11 protein-coding genes are annotated in these 13983 nt (G+C 44.3%); 3 read left to right on the top strand and 8 right to left on the bottom strand.

All coding sequences use genetic code 11. The features are described from left to right. The first annotated feature begins 214 nt into the window (after window positions 1-214). Window positions 215-1387, top strand: coding sequence for a GntR family transcriptional regulator (locus NST47_RS17870; RefSeq protein ID WP_341156301.1), 1173 nt, complete (start codon window positions 215-217; stop codon window positions 1385-1387). Window positions 1388-1527: 140 nt separating this feature from the next. On the opposite strand, the gene NST47_RS17865 is transcribed toward NST47_RS17870, so the two are convergent. From NST47_RS17865 to bluB, 5 genes are all read right to left on the bottom strand, one after another. After that, on the bottom strand, window positions 1528-2406 hold the full coding sequence (locus NST47_RS17865; RefSeq protein WP_341156300.1) for a DUF6612 family protein: 879 nt from the start codon (window positions 2404-2406) through the stop codon (window positions 1528-1530). Window positions 2407-2603: 197 nt separating this feature from the next. Then, on the bottom strand, window positions 2604-3080 hold the full coding sequence (locus NST47_RS17860; protein ID WP_341156299.1) for a DinB family protein: 477 nt from the start codon (window positions 3078-3080) through the stop codon (window positions 2604-2606). Window positions 3081-3217: 137 nt separating this feature from the next. Next, window positions 3218-4699 (bottom strand): protein adenylyltransferase SelO, encoded by a 1482-nt coding sequence (locus tag NST47_RS17855; protein ID WP_341156298.1) that lies wholly within the window; start codon window positions 4697-4699, stop codon window positions 3218-3220. 509 nt (window positions 4700-5208) lie between these two features. Next, window positions 5209-6330, bottom strand: coding sequence for an amidohydrolase family protein (locus NST47_RS17845; protein WP_341156297.1), 1122 nt, complete (start codon window positions 6328-6330; stop codon window positions 5209-5211). Between the two features lie 271 nt (window positions 6331-6601). Continuing rightward, window positions 6602-7249: a 5,6-dimethylbenzimidazole synthase gene (gene bluB / locus NST47_RS17840; protein WP_341156296.1), complete on the bottom strand. Its 648-nt coding sequence runs from the start codon at window positions 7247-7249 to the stop codon at window positions 6602-6604. A 202-nt stretch (window positions 7250-7451) separates the two neighbouring features. Here bluB and NST47_RS17835 point away from each other — a divergent pair, with 202 nt between their 5' ends. Both NST47_RS17835 and NST47_RS17830 read left to right on the top strand, forming a co-directional pair. Then, window positions 7452-7649, top strand: a complete 198-nt coding sequence (locus NST47_RS17835) for a hypothetical protein (RefSeq protein ID WP_341156295.1) — start codon at window positions 7452-7454, stop codon at window positions 7647-7649. A gap of 229 nt (window positions 7650-7878) precedes the next feature. Continuing rightward, on the top strand, window positions 7879-9540 hold the full coding sequence (locus tag NST47_RS17830; protein WP_341156294.1) for an S-layer homology domain-containing protein: 1662 nt from the start codon (window positions 7879-7881) through the stop codon (window positions 9538-9540). Between the two features lie 140 nt (window positions 9541-9680). Here the strand turns inward: NST47_RS17830 and NST47_RS17825 are convergent, their stop codons facing one another. From NST47_RS17825 to NST47_RS17815, 3 genes are all read right to left on the bottom strand, one after another. Continuing rightward, a complete protein-coding gene (locus NST47_RS17825; RefSeq protein WP_341156293.1) occupies window positions 9681-10472 on the bottom strand; it encodes a response regulator in 792 nt (263 codons plus the stop codon). A gap of 93 nt (window positions 10473-10565) precedes the next feature. Further along, the gene (locus NST47_RS17820) at window positions 10566-11843 is read right to left on the bottom strand and encodes a BNR-4 repeat-containing protein (RefSeq protein ID WP_341156292.1); all 1278 of its coding nucleotides are present in this window, start codon (window positions 11841-11843) and stop codon (window positions 10566-10568) included. 253 nt (window positions 11844-12096) lie between these two features. Beyond that, complete coding sequence (locus NST47_RS17815; protein ID WP_341156291.1) at window positions 12097-13884, bottom strand: cache domain-containing sensor histidine kinase; 1788 nt, start codon at window positions 13882-13884, stop codon at window positions 12097-12099. Window positions 13885-13983 lie beyond the last annotated feature (99 nt).

The following is a 13983-nucleotide window of genomic DNA, read 5'->3' as shown; positions in this document are numbered from 1 at the left end:
ACTATTTTGATTTTAAACATATCTAACATACAAATATACATATCTTACAACCTAAATATAAATCTAACAAATATACTTGTAAAGATTTATTTTTCCATCTCAAATGTTGGATACAACCGCTATTCACTACAAAAATGCAACAAAATAAATTTGTATATTGGTATTATTTTTGATAGGATGTGTATGTATATTTGGACAGAGGAGGCCCTACATTATGATACGTGAAGCGAAACGCGCTCCGCTGTACTCGCAAATCAGAGACTACATCCTTGAACATATTCATCAACATAAATGGCAGGCGAATGATCGGTTGCCCACGGAAGCAGAGCTGGCCAAGCAGTTCGGAGTTAGCCGATTCACCGTCAAAAACGCACTGTCCGATTTGGTTAAGGAAGGGTTGATTTACCGCATTCAAGGTAAAGGCTCTTTCATTTCGCAGTCTGTAGCTGATCAGGATAACATCTCGATACCTCAGGAACGGGCGGTTAGTGCGGCGGGAGCAGTAGGTGCATTCAGGCCCATTGTCTTTTTGACCCCCAGTATTCAAAGCTCCTTGTCTGCAAATATTTTGGCTGGAGCGGAAGAGCTGTTGTCCGAGCATGGATATCCCATCGTGTTCCGTTCAACACGGAATGATCAGGAGAAAGAGCGTCAATTACTGCAGGAGTACTCCAGGATGGGAGCCAGAGGCTTCATGATTATACCGGTTGACGGTGAATCCTATAGCGAAGATATTTTGCGACTGACCCTGAATAAATTTCCGGTTGTCGTCATAGACCGTTACTTGCGAGGGGTCGACACGAATTGCGTCTGTTCGGACAATGTAGGCGGTGCATATGACGCGACTTCCCATCTTATTGAGCTCGGTCATTCCAACCTCGCGTTCGTCGCCCTGCACAATCGGTCAACTACGAGCCTGGAAGACCGTTTGACAGGTTTTGAAAAAGCGCTGACCCAGCATCACATTCCGATTGACCATCACCGCTGTCTGATCGAGTTGTTTAGCGAACATCCACCGAAGACTGAACAAGGCGACACCTTGGTTGAACATAAATCTCTCGTTCGGTCTTTTTTGGAACGGAATCCCGATGTGACCGCCGTGTTCGCGGCGACGAACAGCAGTGGAATTGCAGTACTCGAAGCAGCAGAGGAGCTTGGGATCAGGGTACCTGAACAGCTCTCCGTCATATTTTTCGACGATTACGAGCATTCTACGCTCTCTCGTATCCCGCCCAGCTGCGTCATCCAGCAGGATAAAGAAATCGGTGCTGCCGCTGCCCAGCTGCTCATGTCTGTCATTGAAAATCCGCTGCTGGAGCGTAAGCAATTGACGCTGCCGACTCAATTGGTACTGCGGAAGTCTACCGCCCAGGTAAGGCCATCGTAAGTATCACACGATTCAAGCCTGATTTGTCAGCGGGACCTGATACATGGAAAAGCGACAATGCATGAGTTATCGCATTGTCGCTTTTTGGAAATTCGTAAGGCATATACAGGAGACTGAACTATCTCCATTTCATGTAATGTTTAACTGGCAGCACCTTTCAAAGCTTCTGCAGGCACTTTAATCTCAGCTACTTGGTTATGATTGGAAAAGGTATTGTTCATTTTCATATCCATGGAAATTTTTTGCCCTTGTTGGTCCATATCCATGGTCATTTCGACATTCATACTCATTGGGATATACTCATCTTTTTTGATGGCATACGTCATCTTCATACTCTTAATGTTCATCTGATCCATCATCGCATTCATTTGCGGATTATTACTGCCTGAGTTGTTCATCAGCTTCTTAGCCAGTTCTTTAACGCTGTCGCCGGATATCGTCGCGCTCATCACATAATTGCCTCCATCCTCTGTAACCTTGGTATCCTTGGTTATCGAGTTGAATTGCTCCAGCTGCTTATCCGGACTTGCCTGATTTTTAATCGTTGCCATTAATTGATCCTTGGTGTTGTCAGGCAATTTAGTCCAGGTTCCCTGCGACTGCATGTATATTCCCTCTTGCGTAATATATTGTTTAATCTCTTGAGTTTGATCATTGCCGGGCATCGTCATTTTGATTTCCTGGTACATGGCAATCGGCTCTTGAATCACATCTGTTTTCATATTCATATTCACTTTCTGATCTTGCTTCTTGCCGTCCACAGTGACGGAAATATTCTGATCCATCTTCGTATCCATGGAATAGCTTTTCAGTTTTTGACTGGCCTCCGATGTTTTTTTGATCAGTTCTTCGGCTGTTGGCACCCCTTTTGTTGCTTCAACCTTACTTGTTGCTGTTGGTTGATTCATGCCAGCCGCTGGCTGACTGGCCCCCGTAGGTGCACTTTCACCTTTTTGCCCGCATGCAGTGATGCTCAGCAGCAACGGAACGGTTAATAACATCGATGTCCATTTTCTCAAAATAGTTCCCTCCCAAAATTTCTCTATATAATAAGTTCCTTATGTATTTACCCATATCCATTAAAACTAAACGGTAAATCCTACCAGCTTGGTATTTACTTCTTGAACAATGCAAATAGACCCTGAAGCAGGGTCTTAGGTTGTAGGCATTAGCTGTTTTGTTTAATGGACGCGTATTAGTCGTTATCGATCTGTATTTACAAGCTTTTATCTGTGAATCGTATTAGTGTACGTATCGCATTAAAGTGCATGCCCTCGTGATAAAGTGTATAGTTTAATAATTCACCTATTGTACTTAAAGTTAAACCACTGCCTGTTGTTAATGGTTCTTTCACTTGCTCGCCAAAGCGATTGGACAAGGTCGCCTGAATCCGTTTCGGTTGCTCTGCAAGGATTTCAAGTAGTATGTCTAGTTTGGGAGGCTCCTCATTCCAATCGGCTGGTTTGGTACCTTTTGCAAATAATCGACCATAATTGTCAGGCAATTGCACAGACTCGCCAGCGTAATGAAAGGCAAATTTCTCTTGAACCAAATAAATATGTCCCAGATTCCATCTCACATTGTTATTAAACCCTTCTGGAATAAAATCCAGAGCTTTTTCTGATATTCCCTCGACAGCATTGATTGTAAGACGGCGTACAAATTCAAGCTGATTGAACGCTATTTGCTCCATAGGATCCCCCATTCATTAACCATAATACCAACAGTTTACCACAGAACAAAGGTGAAAAGGGAGATCGAATACATAACAGAAAAAGGCCAGTTATCCTGACCTTTTCTTTCAACATCTCTCAATTATGGCTTCTATGATCAGGTACCACAATAGGTCCGGTAAGGTCTGGTTGATGGCGCAGGCAGTGTGGTATAATCCGCCTGTTCAGGGGAGTGCGCGTAAGGGCTGGAAAGCACATCCAGAAGTCGCTCCATCACACTGTAGTCTCCTTGTTGCTCGGCAGCTTCCAAAGCTTCCTCGACCCGATGGTTGCGCGGAATTATCGCGGGATTGCTGTTTCTCATTAACTGATGCGAGGAAGCTTGTGATTCCTGCTGCCTACCGAGTCTTGCCTGCCACAGCTCATGCCAATGAGCAAAATCTTCTGTGCCAAACAAGACCGTGTCCTCATGATGATCCATGGTTAAAGCACGGAACGTATTCGTGTAATCAGCATTGTATTTCTGCATCATAACCAATAGATCCTCAATCAGAGCTTCATCCTCTGGCTCTTCGTTAAACATTCCGAGCTTGGCCCTCATTCCCTTCAGCCAATTACGGTGATACAGCTCGCCAAAATGTGAAATCGCATCCTCGGCTAATTTGACAGCCTGTTCCTCGTTTACGTGCAGCAGCGGCAACAGGCATTCAGCTAATCTGGCAAGATTCCATGCAGCAATATGCGGCTGATTACCATAGGCATAACGGCTATTACTGTCAATCGAACTGAATACAGTGGCTGGATCATAGGCATCCATAAAGGCGCAAGGACCATAATCAATGGTTTCTCCGCTAATGGCCATGTTGTCTGTGTTCATCACCCCATGAATAAAGCCCGCGAGCTGCCAATTGGCAATAAGCACAGCCTGACGCTTGATCACTTCCTGAAGCAGGCTCAAATAGCGGTTCTCAGCAGCGTCAACTTCAGGAAAATGTCTTTGTAAGGTGTAATCAGCCAAGGCACGCAGATCCTCGTCATTCCCCCATCTTGCAACGTATTGAAAGGTTCCGACGCGCAGATGACTGGCAGCCACACGGGTCAGAACTGCGCCAGGCAGCCCGATTTCGCGGTTAATGGTCTCGCCCGATGTCACCACTGCAAGGCTGCGGGTGGTAGCAATACCAAGGGCATGCATGGCTTCGCTGATGATGTATTCGCGCAGCATCGGTCCAAGCGCCGCTCGACCATCGCCTCCCCGGGAGTATGGTGTACGGCCTGATCCCTTGAGCTGAATATCCAACCGCTCACCTGATGGTGTAAGCTGTTCGCCAAGCAGCACAGCTCGGCCATCCCCTAACATGTTAAAATACCCAAACTGATGCCCTGCGTACGCCTGAGCAAGAGGCAAAGCTCCATCTGGGATCTGGTTGCCAGCAAGCACTGCTACACCTTCATTGCTTTGCAGCGCTTCCACATTCAGCCCCATAGATGTGGCCAACGGATTATTAAGAATGATCAGCTTTGGTGAGCGTACAGGTGTTGGATTGATGCTGGTATGCAATGAATTCGGCAGACGAGCGTAGCTGTTGTCGAAATTCCACCCAGTTTCTTTTTCTGGTATTGCTTTATGTTCTGTCATTGTATCTCCTTATAATTCCATATTTTTTTAGAATTTCAGTTTTTTCGTTACATCTAACTCATCTAATCTCCCTATATTGTAGCATTATATGAAATACAGGCAAAATAGAAAAAGGCCCACCTGTACGGTGAGAGCCACTTGCCTCCGATATTTACTAATAAGCTTCATCAGTCTATCGGCCTTAACTCATATAAATCCTGTACATGGCATCCGACTGAGTTGGCTATGGAGATTGCCGTTTTTAGTGGCATCACTCTTTGGTTATCTATATAATCTAAAATGCGTTCAGGTTTATAACGAAGCTGCCTCGAGAGTTCCTCTAGTGTCATATCTGATTCATTCAATCGCTCCTGAAGCAAACAACGACCCATCTCAAACTTCATCATATACCTCCTGAAAGTTACAATGTGTATATCATCTATGTTTGCCATTACAGCATATTTCAATTCGCTTCATTCGTGATCACACTCGATCGTCCATATCATCTCTGCCCTGCTTGACTTTCGTTCTTATCTTTTACCTACTAGAATTTCCCCTGCCTCCAGCTTTGTTAACTTGTCCAAATTGAGCGTTTGAATTTTTCCATTATCCAGCTTACGAATAGCTTCAATTTGTGTCTTTGTGGCTGGTTGATCGCGAATAAGAGCATACAAATTATCATAGGCAATCTTTGTGGCCATCTTTTTATCTCCAAGCTCGTCAATCAAACGGTACATGCCTTCGATCGCTTGTTCCTCACTTTTCAAACCGAACCCCGAGTCTGTACTCAGCACAAAGCGGTCAGGGAACTCTTTCATAACAGGTATAAAATCTTTGAGCTTATTGGAGCTTTCCGGGTTAAATGCTGTAAAACCTGCAAAAAAATCAGCGTACACATTAGGATATGTCTTCAAAAGCTCACGGATATTGCCCGGTGAATTGAAGGCATTGGCATGCGCGAAAATAAAAGTCGTGTTCGGATAGGCCGCTAACGCTTCCTTGAGTTTCTCAATTACAAGTCCGTTAGGAGGGTCGATATGTAGCAAAACGGGGGCTTTATATTGGGCACACAGTTCATAAATTTGTGGCAAGAAGCCGTCCATCGGATCTTTCGTTTTCCAAGCAACCCTGGACAATACCGGTGAATGGGTGGACGCGGCTGCAATTTCCCCGATTCCGAAATATCCTTTTTCCAGCATCGTACGAGCGGCATCCACCCCTGAAGCTTCAAGCAAGTTGATTCCGGAGAAAAAAGGAATGATGACTTCCGGGCGATCGCGGTAGGCTTCCCATGCAATCTCATCCGTTTTTACTGCCGAAGGCTCCGAGACGTCACCGAATAAAACGATTCGATCTACCGAGGTGGTTTCCCAAATATTTTTCATCCCGATATATTTATAATCACTGGCATCATGATTGTGAGCATCGATCAAAGGGATGTCCCCATATGCTTTTATCAACTCTATTAAGCTTTTATTAACTGGTTGTGGAGCCGCACTTTCGGTTGTCACAAGCCTGGTTTCTGTTACAGGAATTATTTCCTGCGTTGAGGTCGCATCACTCCAAAAAAGTACCTTACCTAAAAGCGCGGCACCGATACATACAAAAAATAGAATGAGTAACAAATAGGAGATCTTTTTTTTCGACGGCACTTTATTCCTCCATTCTTTGGCAATACAAAATTACATTTATTACCTTTACTTTAAATTTAATAAATATTTTTGTAAAGAAGTATTGTTGATCACAAACTATGTATTCACTACAGCACAAAAAAAGCTATTCTTTTTAAACATAAAAGCTAGCTTTTTCCGTTTGAGATATTCAATTTATTAGAATGATTTAGTCCAGACGAAATGCGAGATCCTCCCAGTTGAAGTCATCGCACTCGCCTTTGAGTTGGTTTTCTTGAGCAACGAACTTCGGTCAGCTTTTTGAATTTCCCCAAGTTTCACTAAATATCAGATCATTCAGCCCCCTCCGTTTTTCCCAATTGGCTGTCTCCAAAATCGGTTTCTCTGGATAATGGTCTGTATACCCTACCGACAGCAAGGCTACCGGGTCAATATGAGGGGGTATTGTCAATATATCTCGAACATCATTTTTTTTATAGAAACTTACCCAGCCCATAGCCAAGCCTTCTGCATAAGCCGCTAACCACATGTTTTGTATCGCACAAGCAACGGACATGATATCTGTCTCGGGTATCGAATTTCTTCCTAGAACATGAGAGCCGCCTCGAGTTGGGTCACAAGTCACGCAAATCGTATAAGGGGCTTGCTTGATCCCCTCAATCTTTAGACTTAGAAACTCGTCTTGCCGTGTCTCTTCATAATGAATCGCTAACGCCCTTCTCTCTTTATCCGCTGCCCAAGCTAATCGTTCTTTAATTTGACCAGTAGAAACTAAGATAAAATTCCATGGTTGCATAAACCCTACTGAAGGTCCATGATGTGCGGCATTCAGCAATTTCATTATGGTTTCTTCCGAAACAGGATCCGGTAAAAACGTCCGTACATCTCTTCTCAAATAAATACATTTGTACAAGGCTTCCTTTTCTTGTTCTGTAAACATCCTTTTACCCCCGTCCTTTTCTTATGTTGCATGGAAGTAAAATAACAGCATTAACGTAAAAAGTAAAGAATCTCTCCAGGCAACCTTTAATTGTTTTATTACGATCAGATTACCCTCCATCCCTACCCTAAAAATAGTGGTTCAGTCTAGTACAACCTTTGTACAGCCGCATAAAATATATTAAAAAGGAGCTGAGTCGGATATGGAACATTTTGATTATACAAAAATCACTGCAAACTGCCTGGAATTGGCCCTTAAAGACTTAACGGAAGCCTTATATTTATATGAGCAGGAACAATACTTACTTTCTGAAAAAAGAATATTCGAGGCCATTTACAACGCTTCATCTGTACTGCATTTAATTGCCCTAGAAAGAAATGAAATCGCTTCGAATGATTAATCGTCAACAATTTATGGAAGCTTACCATGGTGAAGCACGCCTTGCAACTTCTCTGGAGGCTTCTGCTTCATTTATTGTGTCAAGAAACCACGATTGCTGTTTGATACATAATGACATTCTCCGTAAATTTGAAACCATTCCCTGTATATTCTATACTAAGACTAATCTATAATTATACTAACTAAATAGTTATACTTGAATGGACAACAAATTTGGAGGTATGGCCCTAATGAAAAAAAAGATTTCTATGATCGCCGCTGCTACTCTAGCCTTATCGATTATGGCTTCCTCAGCAATGGCTGACACTTTGAAAACTACAGCCGATTACAAGGATCTAACGAATGTGGATAGTGCACTACAATCCAAAATTGACACGCTTCTGGCCAAGCAAGTATTCGAAGGCGTATCCGAGGACAGCTTTGGTATTACCCAAAATATGACCAGAGCCCAATTTGCCAAAGTCGCTGCACTGATCTTCGAACTGCAAATAGATCTGACTAACCAAACCTCCAGCTTTGCTGATGTTCGTTCCAGTGACGCTGCCAATGGCTGGGCTATTCCCTACATTGAAGCTGCTAAAAAAGCAGGTCTCATTGATGGCATGACAGATACCACCTTTGCCCCAGGCGAGAATGTGACCATTGGACAATTAGATACTGTTCTTGTCAAAGGTCTGGGCAAAACCGTCAATACGTCATCATCTCCATGGTATACGGATGCTGTCAACCAAGCCACTTCATTAAGCATTCATCCTGCCGATAAAGCTGGCAGCGCAGTAGCGACACGTTCTGATCTGGTTGTCGGAGCCTATGGGTCATATGAGGCATTCAACGCGGCCAAGACTCCTACTCAGAATCAAGGTCAGGGTCAAAATCAGTCACAAGGTCCAGCCATCCTCTCATCCAAAGCATCCGACGACCAATCGATTGTCGTTACTCTGGATCAGCCAGTCGATACAGACCTTGCATTGTGGTCCATTAACAAGGAAGGTGCAGAGCTGTCCAAGACCGTAAGCTGGTCACTTGATAAAAAGACAGCTACACTAAAATTGTCTAATACTGTTTTAAGTCCCGGCTCTTATATTATAACGTTGAGTGGTGATGGCCTTTCATCCATTCGGACCGTATCCAGTACACTTGCAATCGGTTCGTCAACAGCATCAGGTACGTTGAGCTATGAGATTACTGGCTCATATGATCTAAGTAACGTTATTGACAGCGGAATAACGCAGGCAGCAACAGGTTTGTCAGGCTATACAACAAAATCCGATGCCGAGAATCCTGTGACCAGTAAATTTGCCAAAAAAATAACGATGAATGCAACCAATTCATCCGGTGAACAAATAGCAATACCCGGCATTATTCAAACCATCACTTCATCCGATCCATCCATAGTCAGGGCAGCCGTTTCATCCGATCATAAAGGATATATTCTTGGCAACAAAGCGGGTACAGCTACGGTAAACATCATTTACTCAACCCAGAACGGGGAAAATAAACAAACAGCCGTTTCCGTTCAGGTCAAAACTGATGCCGTGGCAGGTCAAAAAATTGAAGCCAGAAAATCCTCCTATACCCATACAGCAACGGTAACCGATGGAGTTTATTATGGTCTGTTTAACGCTTATGATAAAATGGATTTGAAGATTACCGACAATTATGGCATTGAGTACGAGCAGAATGAAGCTCAAAGCTATAACTTTGCACTTAACGCATTTTTTAATCCGGAGGATATTGTCGGAAATCCGAGCAAGGGAAGTGTGGGTACAGTCACAGTTGATACGGCTGGAAATGTGCTTGTTACCGGCAATGTGACCCGTTTTACTTTGGTAGCTATCCTGCCTAACGGGAACAGAGCCTATACGGATGTGTCTGTTCTCAGTAACCAGTAACTAAAGGACTCGATCAAGCTAGCATACTAGAATAGAAGCGTTTATTATTGCTCATGCTTCCTGTTCTCTGAACCGCACGTATACAGACACAAAAGAAGCTCCCAGCCTCGCTGAGTGCTTCTTTGTGTCTGTGCTATAAATCATTCCTTCACCGATGGTAATTCTCCTCTAAGACGAGTACGGCTTCGATAGCTGTTCGGCGTCAAGGCTGTAAACCGCTTGAAAATTTTAATAAAATAATTATCGTTCTCATACCCGACCTGCGTGCCGATTTCCGAAATCGTCATATTGGACTGCTCCAGCAGACGTCTAGCCTCATCAATTCGAAGCTGATGAAGAAATTGAATCACGTTGGTTCCTGTTTTTTTCTTAAACAGGGTACTGATATATTTCTCATCCATAGAAACGTGCTCGGCCAGCATCCTTAGTGAAATCATGCTGCGAAAATTTTCTTTCATGTAGGAGATCAGCTTATCCACCTCACGGTGCCCGGTATCGGTCTGCTGGGGAGTATCTATCCGTAAAGGAGGTATCAACAGTCCGGAAGCCTGCTGCTTGCTTAATTCCACCTCTACCTTGACGAGCGCATCCATCAACGATTGAACATTCATGGACAGCTTAAGTATATAATTGGAAGCGCCATACTCTAACGCTTTCCGCACATAATCAAAATCACTGAGGCAGGACAGCATAATAAACCGACTGCCGATCTCCAGTTCTCTTACCCGCTGCAGCAGCTCCACACCATTCATTTTGGGCATAAGAATATCACAGATGATTAAATCAGGCAGATGCTGCTCAATAAAGCCCAGTGCTTCCTCACCGTTCCCGGCTTCTCCGATCACATTAAAGCCAAGGCTTTGCCAATCCACAATCCGCCTGACCGATTCCCGAACGAACACCTCATCCTCCACCAGCAATACGGTCCACATGTTCCTCACCTCCTGATTGAATGTGCTATAACCGCATACACCTGATCCGTCAGTTCCGCAGCACGGTCAACAAGCCGCACGTTACACAGGCTATTAATTTCTACCGTAGTACAGCTTTAAATTCTTGATATCTACCAGGTACAAAATATCGATCCCATTTGCATTCCGCTCTACAGCCAGCCGTTCTATAGGCTTCCCGGGAGCAATCGATGTTGAAGTCCAGGTCGTTCCACTTGTATTAACTGCCATGAACGCTCTATCGGTACCTGTATCGGTTACATAATATACTCTTTTATCCGTTCCTGTCCAGGTTATATCAATAGCAGCTTTCGTTTGGCTTGTATGATATACCGTTTGGACATTCCATGCACCGCTGCTCACGTTGCCATACTTCACGGAGAAAATCGAGCTTCCGCTTTCCCGATATCGGTAAGCAACCTTGGGACTGTTTGATGAATCCACCGCCAGCTTGGCGCTCTGTACACCAGGCCCATCAGGGAGCCCTGAGTCTGCAACATAAATTTCGCTGCCAGTAAGTGGTTGAATAATATCAACCGTTGCATTCGTTACAGGAAGAGTTACTGCCGATCCATTTGCCTTGGAGAAGATTCCTGTTGAAGGACTGTATTTTAAATAAGATAGCTCATGACGCAGTCCACTGGAAGGAAAGTTCGACCATTCAAACAAAATGTGCAGATCACCGTTGGAGTCAAAGACCAAATCATCCGGATATACGGATCTGTTCGCCGCTGATGCGATGACAGCTACTTTCCCCCATGTACTGGCACTGTTGTTCCAGCGGTACAAGACTCCATTACGACGCGTATTGGCATCATCACTTCCCCGAACCATCAAATACAAATCACCATTCGGTGCTGTCGTCAATACGGGGTAGGTAACCTTGAGCGTCGAGTCCGGCATATCCGGTGAATGATATTGAGGACTACCTCCTACTGTATCTGAACGAAAATATCGCCAGGTATCCGTATGCATAGAGCCAAATACATGGAACCTGCCGCTGCCGTCTCTGGCCATAGAAGGTTGATTATGCCCAATATCATCGCTGTACTCGGCAGCCACACCCCCGTTCATCACCGGAATATTCGTCCAGCTTCCTGAATTGTCTCTTCTGGCAATGTTTATTTTATGTGTGGCCGCTGTGCTGCCTGGTGCATTATAGGCCATATACGCGTATTCGTTTCCCGTGACATAAGTATCTAGTGGTGTCCACCAGCCAGCCTGGTTGCTGGAATCCATCGCGTACGGGACTTCCGTTAATACCGCCGCGGCGCTGCCTGTACTTGCCGGCAACAGCAGGGTCATTAGAGCAGAGGTGATCACGAGCTTTTTACCTAATGTTAACCATTTCATTGTTCATACCTCCATTTGTTTAGTAAGAAGCCGATACTTCTACCAAATACGGGTGTACTCACCTCCTGGATTTACGATAAAAGCGTTTGCAAGCTAGTCCTCTGCAAGATAGATTCCACATAGCTGATTGCAAACTCATCGTATCACAGAAGAAATAAACGGGTTAAGTGTCAAATTCGTCTGGTTATAGAACAATATCCCGTGATTCCATAGTATTGTATGATCAGATAGAACATTTTCCACAAGACTCCATTTATCTTTCATCAGCTTGGACAGACAAGTTGTGCCCGTCAATATACGGCTCGGATATCAGCAGTGGAAAATAAAAGCGTACCCGAGTTCCCTGCTCCAATACAACCATTTCCAGACCTGCATTGCTTTTAAATAACAGCCCAAGTCTTTCTTTCAGATTGCTGATCCCGATACCTCCCCGTTGGCGATCCGATTTGATCGTTTTGCCTGTAGACCTCTCTGCTGATCCTGATCCATTATCCTCAACCTCAAGGTACAGCTTTCCTTCTTTTCCGTACGCTCTAATTGTAATAAGTCCCTTCTGCTCCCTTTCCATAAAGCCATGCTGAATACTATTTTCAACAAGTGGCTGTAGGCTTAGCTTGGGCAGTAGTGCATATTCCAGACCTGGCTCCACCTCGTATTGCACATCAAACAACTGCTTGTAACGAAAATTTTGGATATAAATATACGACTCCACCAGACCAAGCTCATCCTTCAAATAAATCAATTCACGCTCTGAATTCAAGCCTGCCTCAAGTAATTTCCCCAAGGATACACAAATCTCGGCGATATCCGGCTGATTCTCAACCAGTGCCAACCATTTAACCGTATTGAGTGTATTCAGCAAAAAATGCGGATTCGTTTGCGAGAGCAGCATTTGGAATCTAACCGCTTCTTTGTTCCGTTCCTCTTCCTTAAGTCGCTGGATCAATTGCTCCATATCGGCCATCATCTGATTGAAGGTACGGGTTAGCTGCAGGATTTCCCCCTGGTATTTGGATTCAGGCAGCTGGACTCGAAATCTATTGTCTACTGCATTGGCCATCTTGCGTTGTAAATTGTGCAGTGGTTTGGTAATTGTAGACGCGATCAGCAATGTTATCGTAATAAAGGCCAACGTAAACGTGATCGATGCAGTAAAAAACGACTTCTTCAGCCGATCTACCTCAGCATAAATCTGATTCATCTGCACACGCTTCATCATGTATTTATTGATTCGGGGCAGCTCCGTATAAATATGTAAGTATTCACCCTCCACATAATAGCCTTTATGATTCAGCTTATGGCCTCCAGCAAGTCTCTCCGTCTTCTCGATTCTCCCGCTCTTGCTATCAGCAAGTATCGTTCCATCCGATTCCAGCAGCAAATACGTCTCTTCATTAAATTGGGTAGCTGCACGAAACCACTCATATACGTCAACACTTGCCCGCATAACAGCATATCGGGTTCCGTCCCTGTCCCGCAGTGGTGTTGAATAAGTAAGCAGCTGTGGGCTTCGGGACAAATCACGGCTTACGTAATTCTTGTCCCAGTTCCAGACATAACGATAAGGCTGCTGCAAGATTGCGGTATACCAGGGCTCCTGCGTCAATCGGCTATAGGACAAGCTCTCATTCGGTGTATAGGAGGCGTAGACGTTGCCGGAACCATCCAACAAGGTATAATAAACCGGCGACAGGCTAATAAACAGGCTGTTGATAATCGACTTGAATTTGGTATCAATCATATATACCCTTCGCAGACTGTCATGCTCATTAGGTTCACGAAGAATCGAGGTTACCAACACATCCTGCTCCATCAGCGTTACGGTTTTGTAGACAACGTTCAGCAGGTCCTCCAATGACTTCTGCAGCGTAGTCATCTGCTCCAAGCTTTGATCGGCGGTCTGCTTTCTCAAAACCCCTTCAACACTATTGAAATTGTAAACATTCAAAAAAGCATAAGGAAGCAGTATCAACATAACGAATGCCAGAAACAGGCGATTCTTGAGCGTTTTGGGAAATAAGGCAAACAGCTTGCTCGACACGGAATCAACCCCTTCCAGAAAATCAACCAACTTATATTTGTATCACAAGCTATTATAGCATGTCCGATTGCTCCAGGAATCGAGAAAAACAAGCCCCCT

Source organism: Paenibacillus sp. FSL H8-0034, from assembly GCF_038000305.1.
In the GTDB taxonomy this organism is placed as follows: Bacteria; Bacillota; Bacilli; order Paenibacillales; family NBRC-103111; genus Paenibacillus_S.
This window is presented reverse-complemented; position numbering and strand designations above follow the sequence as displayed.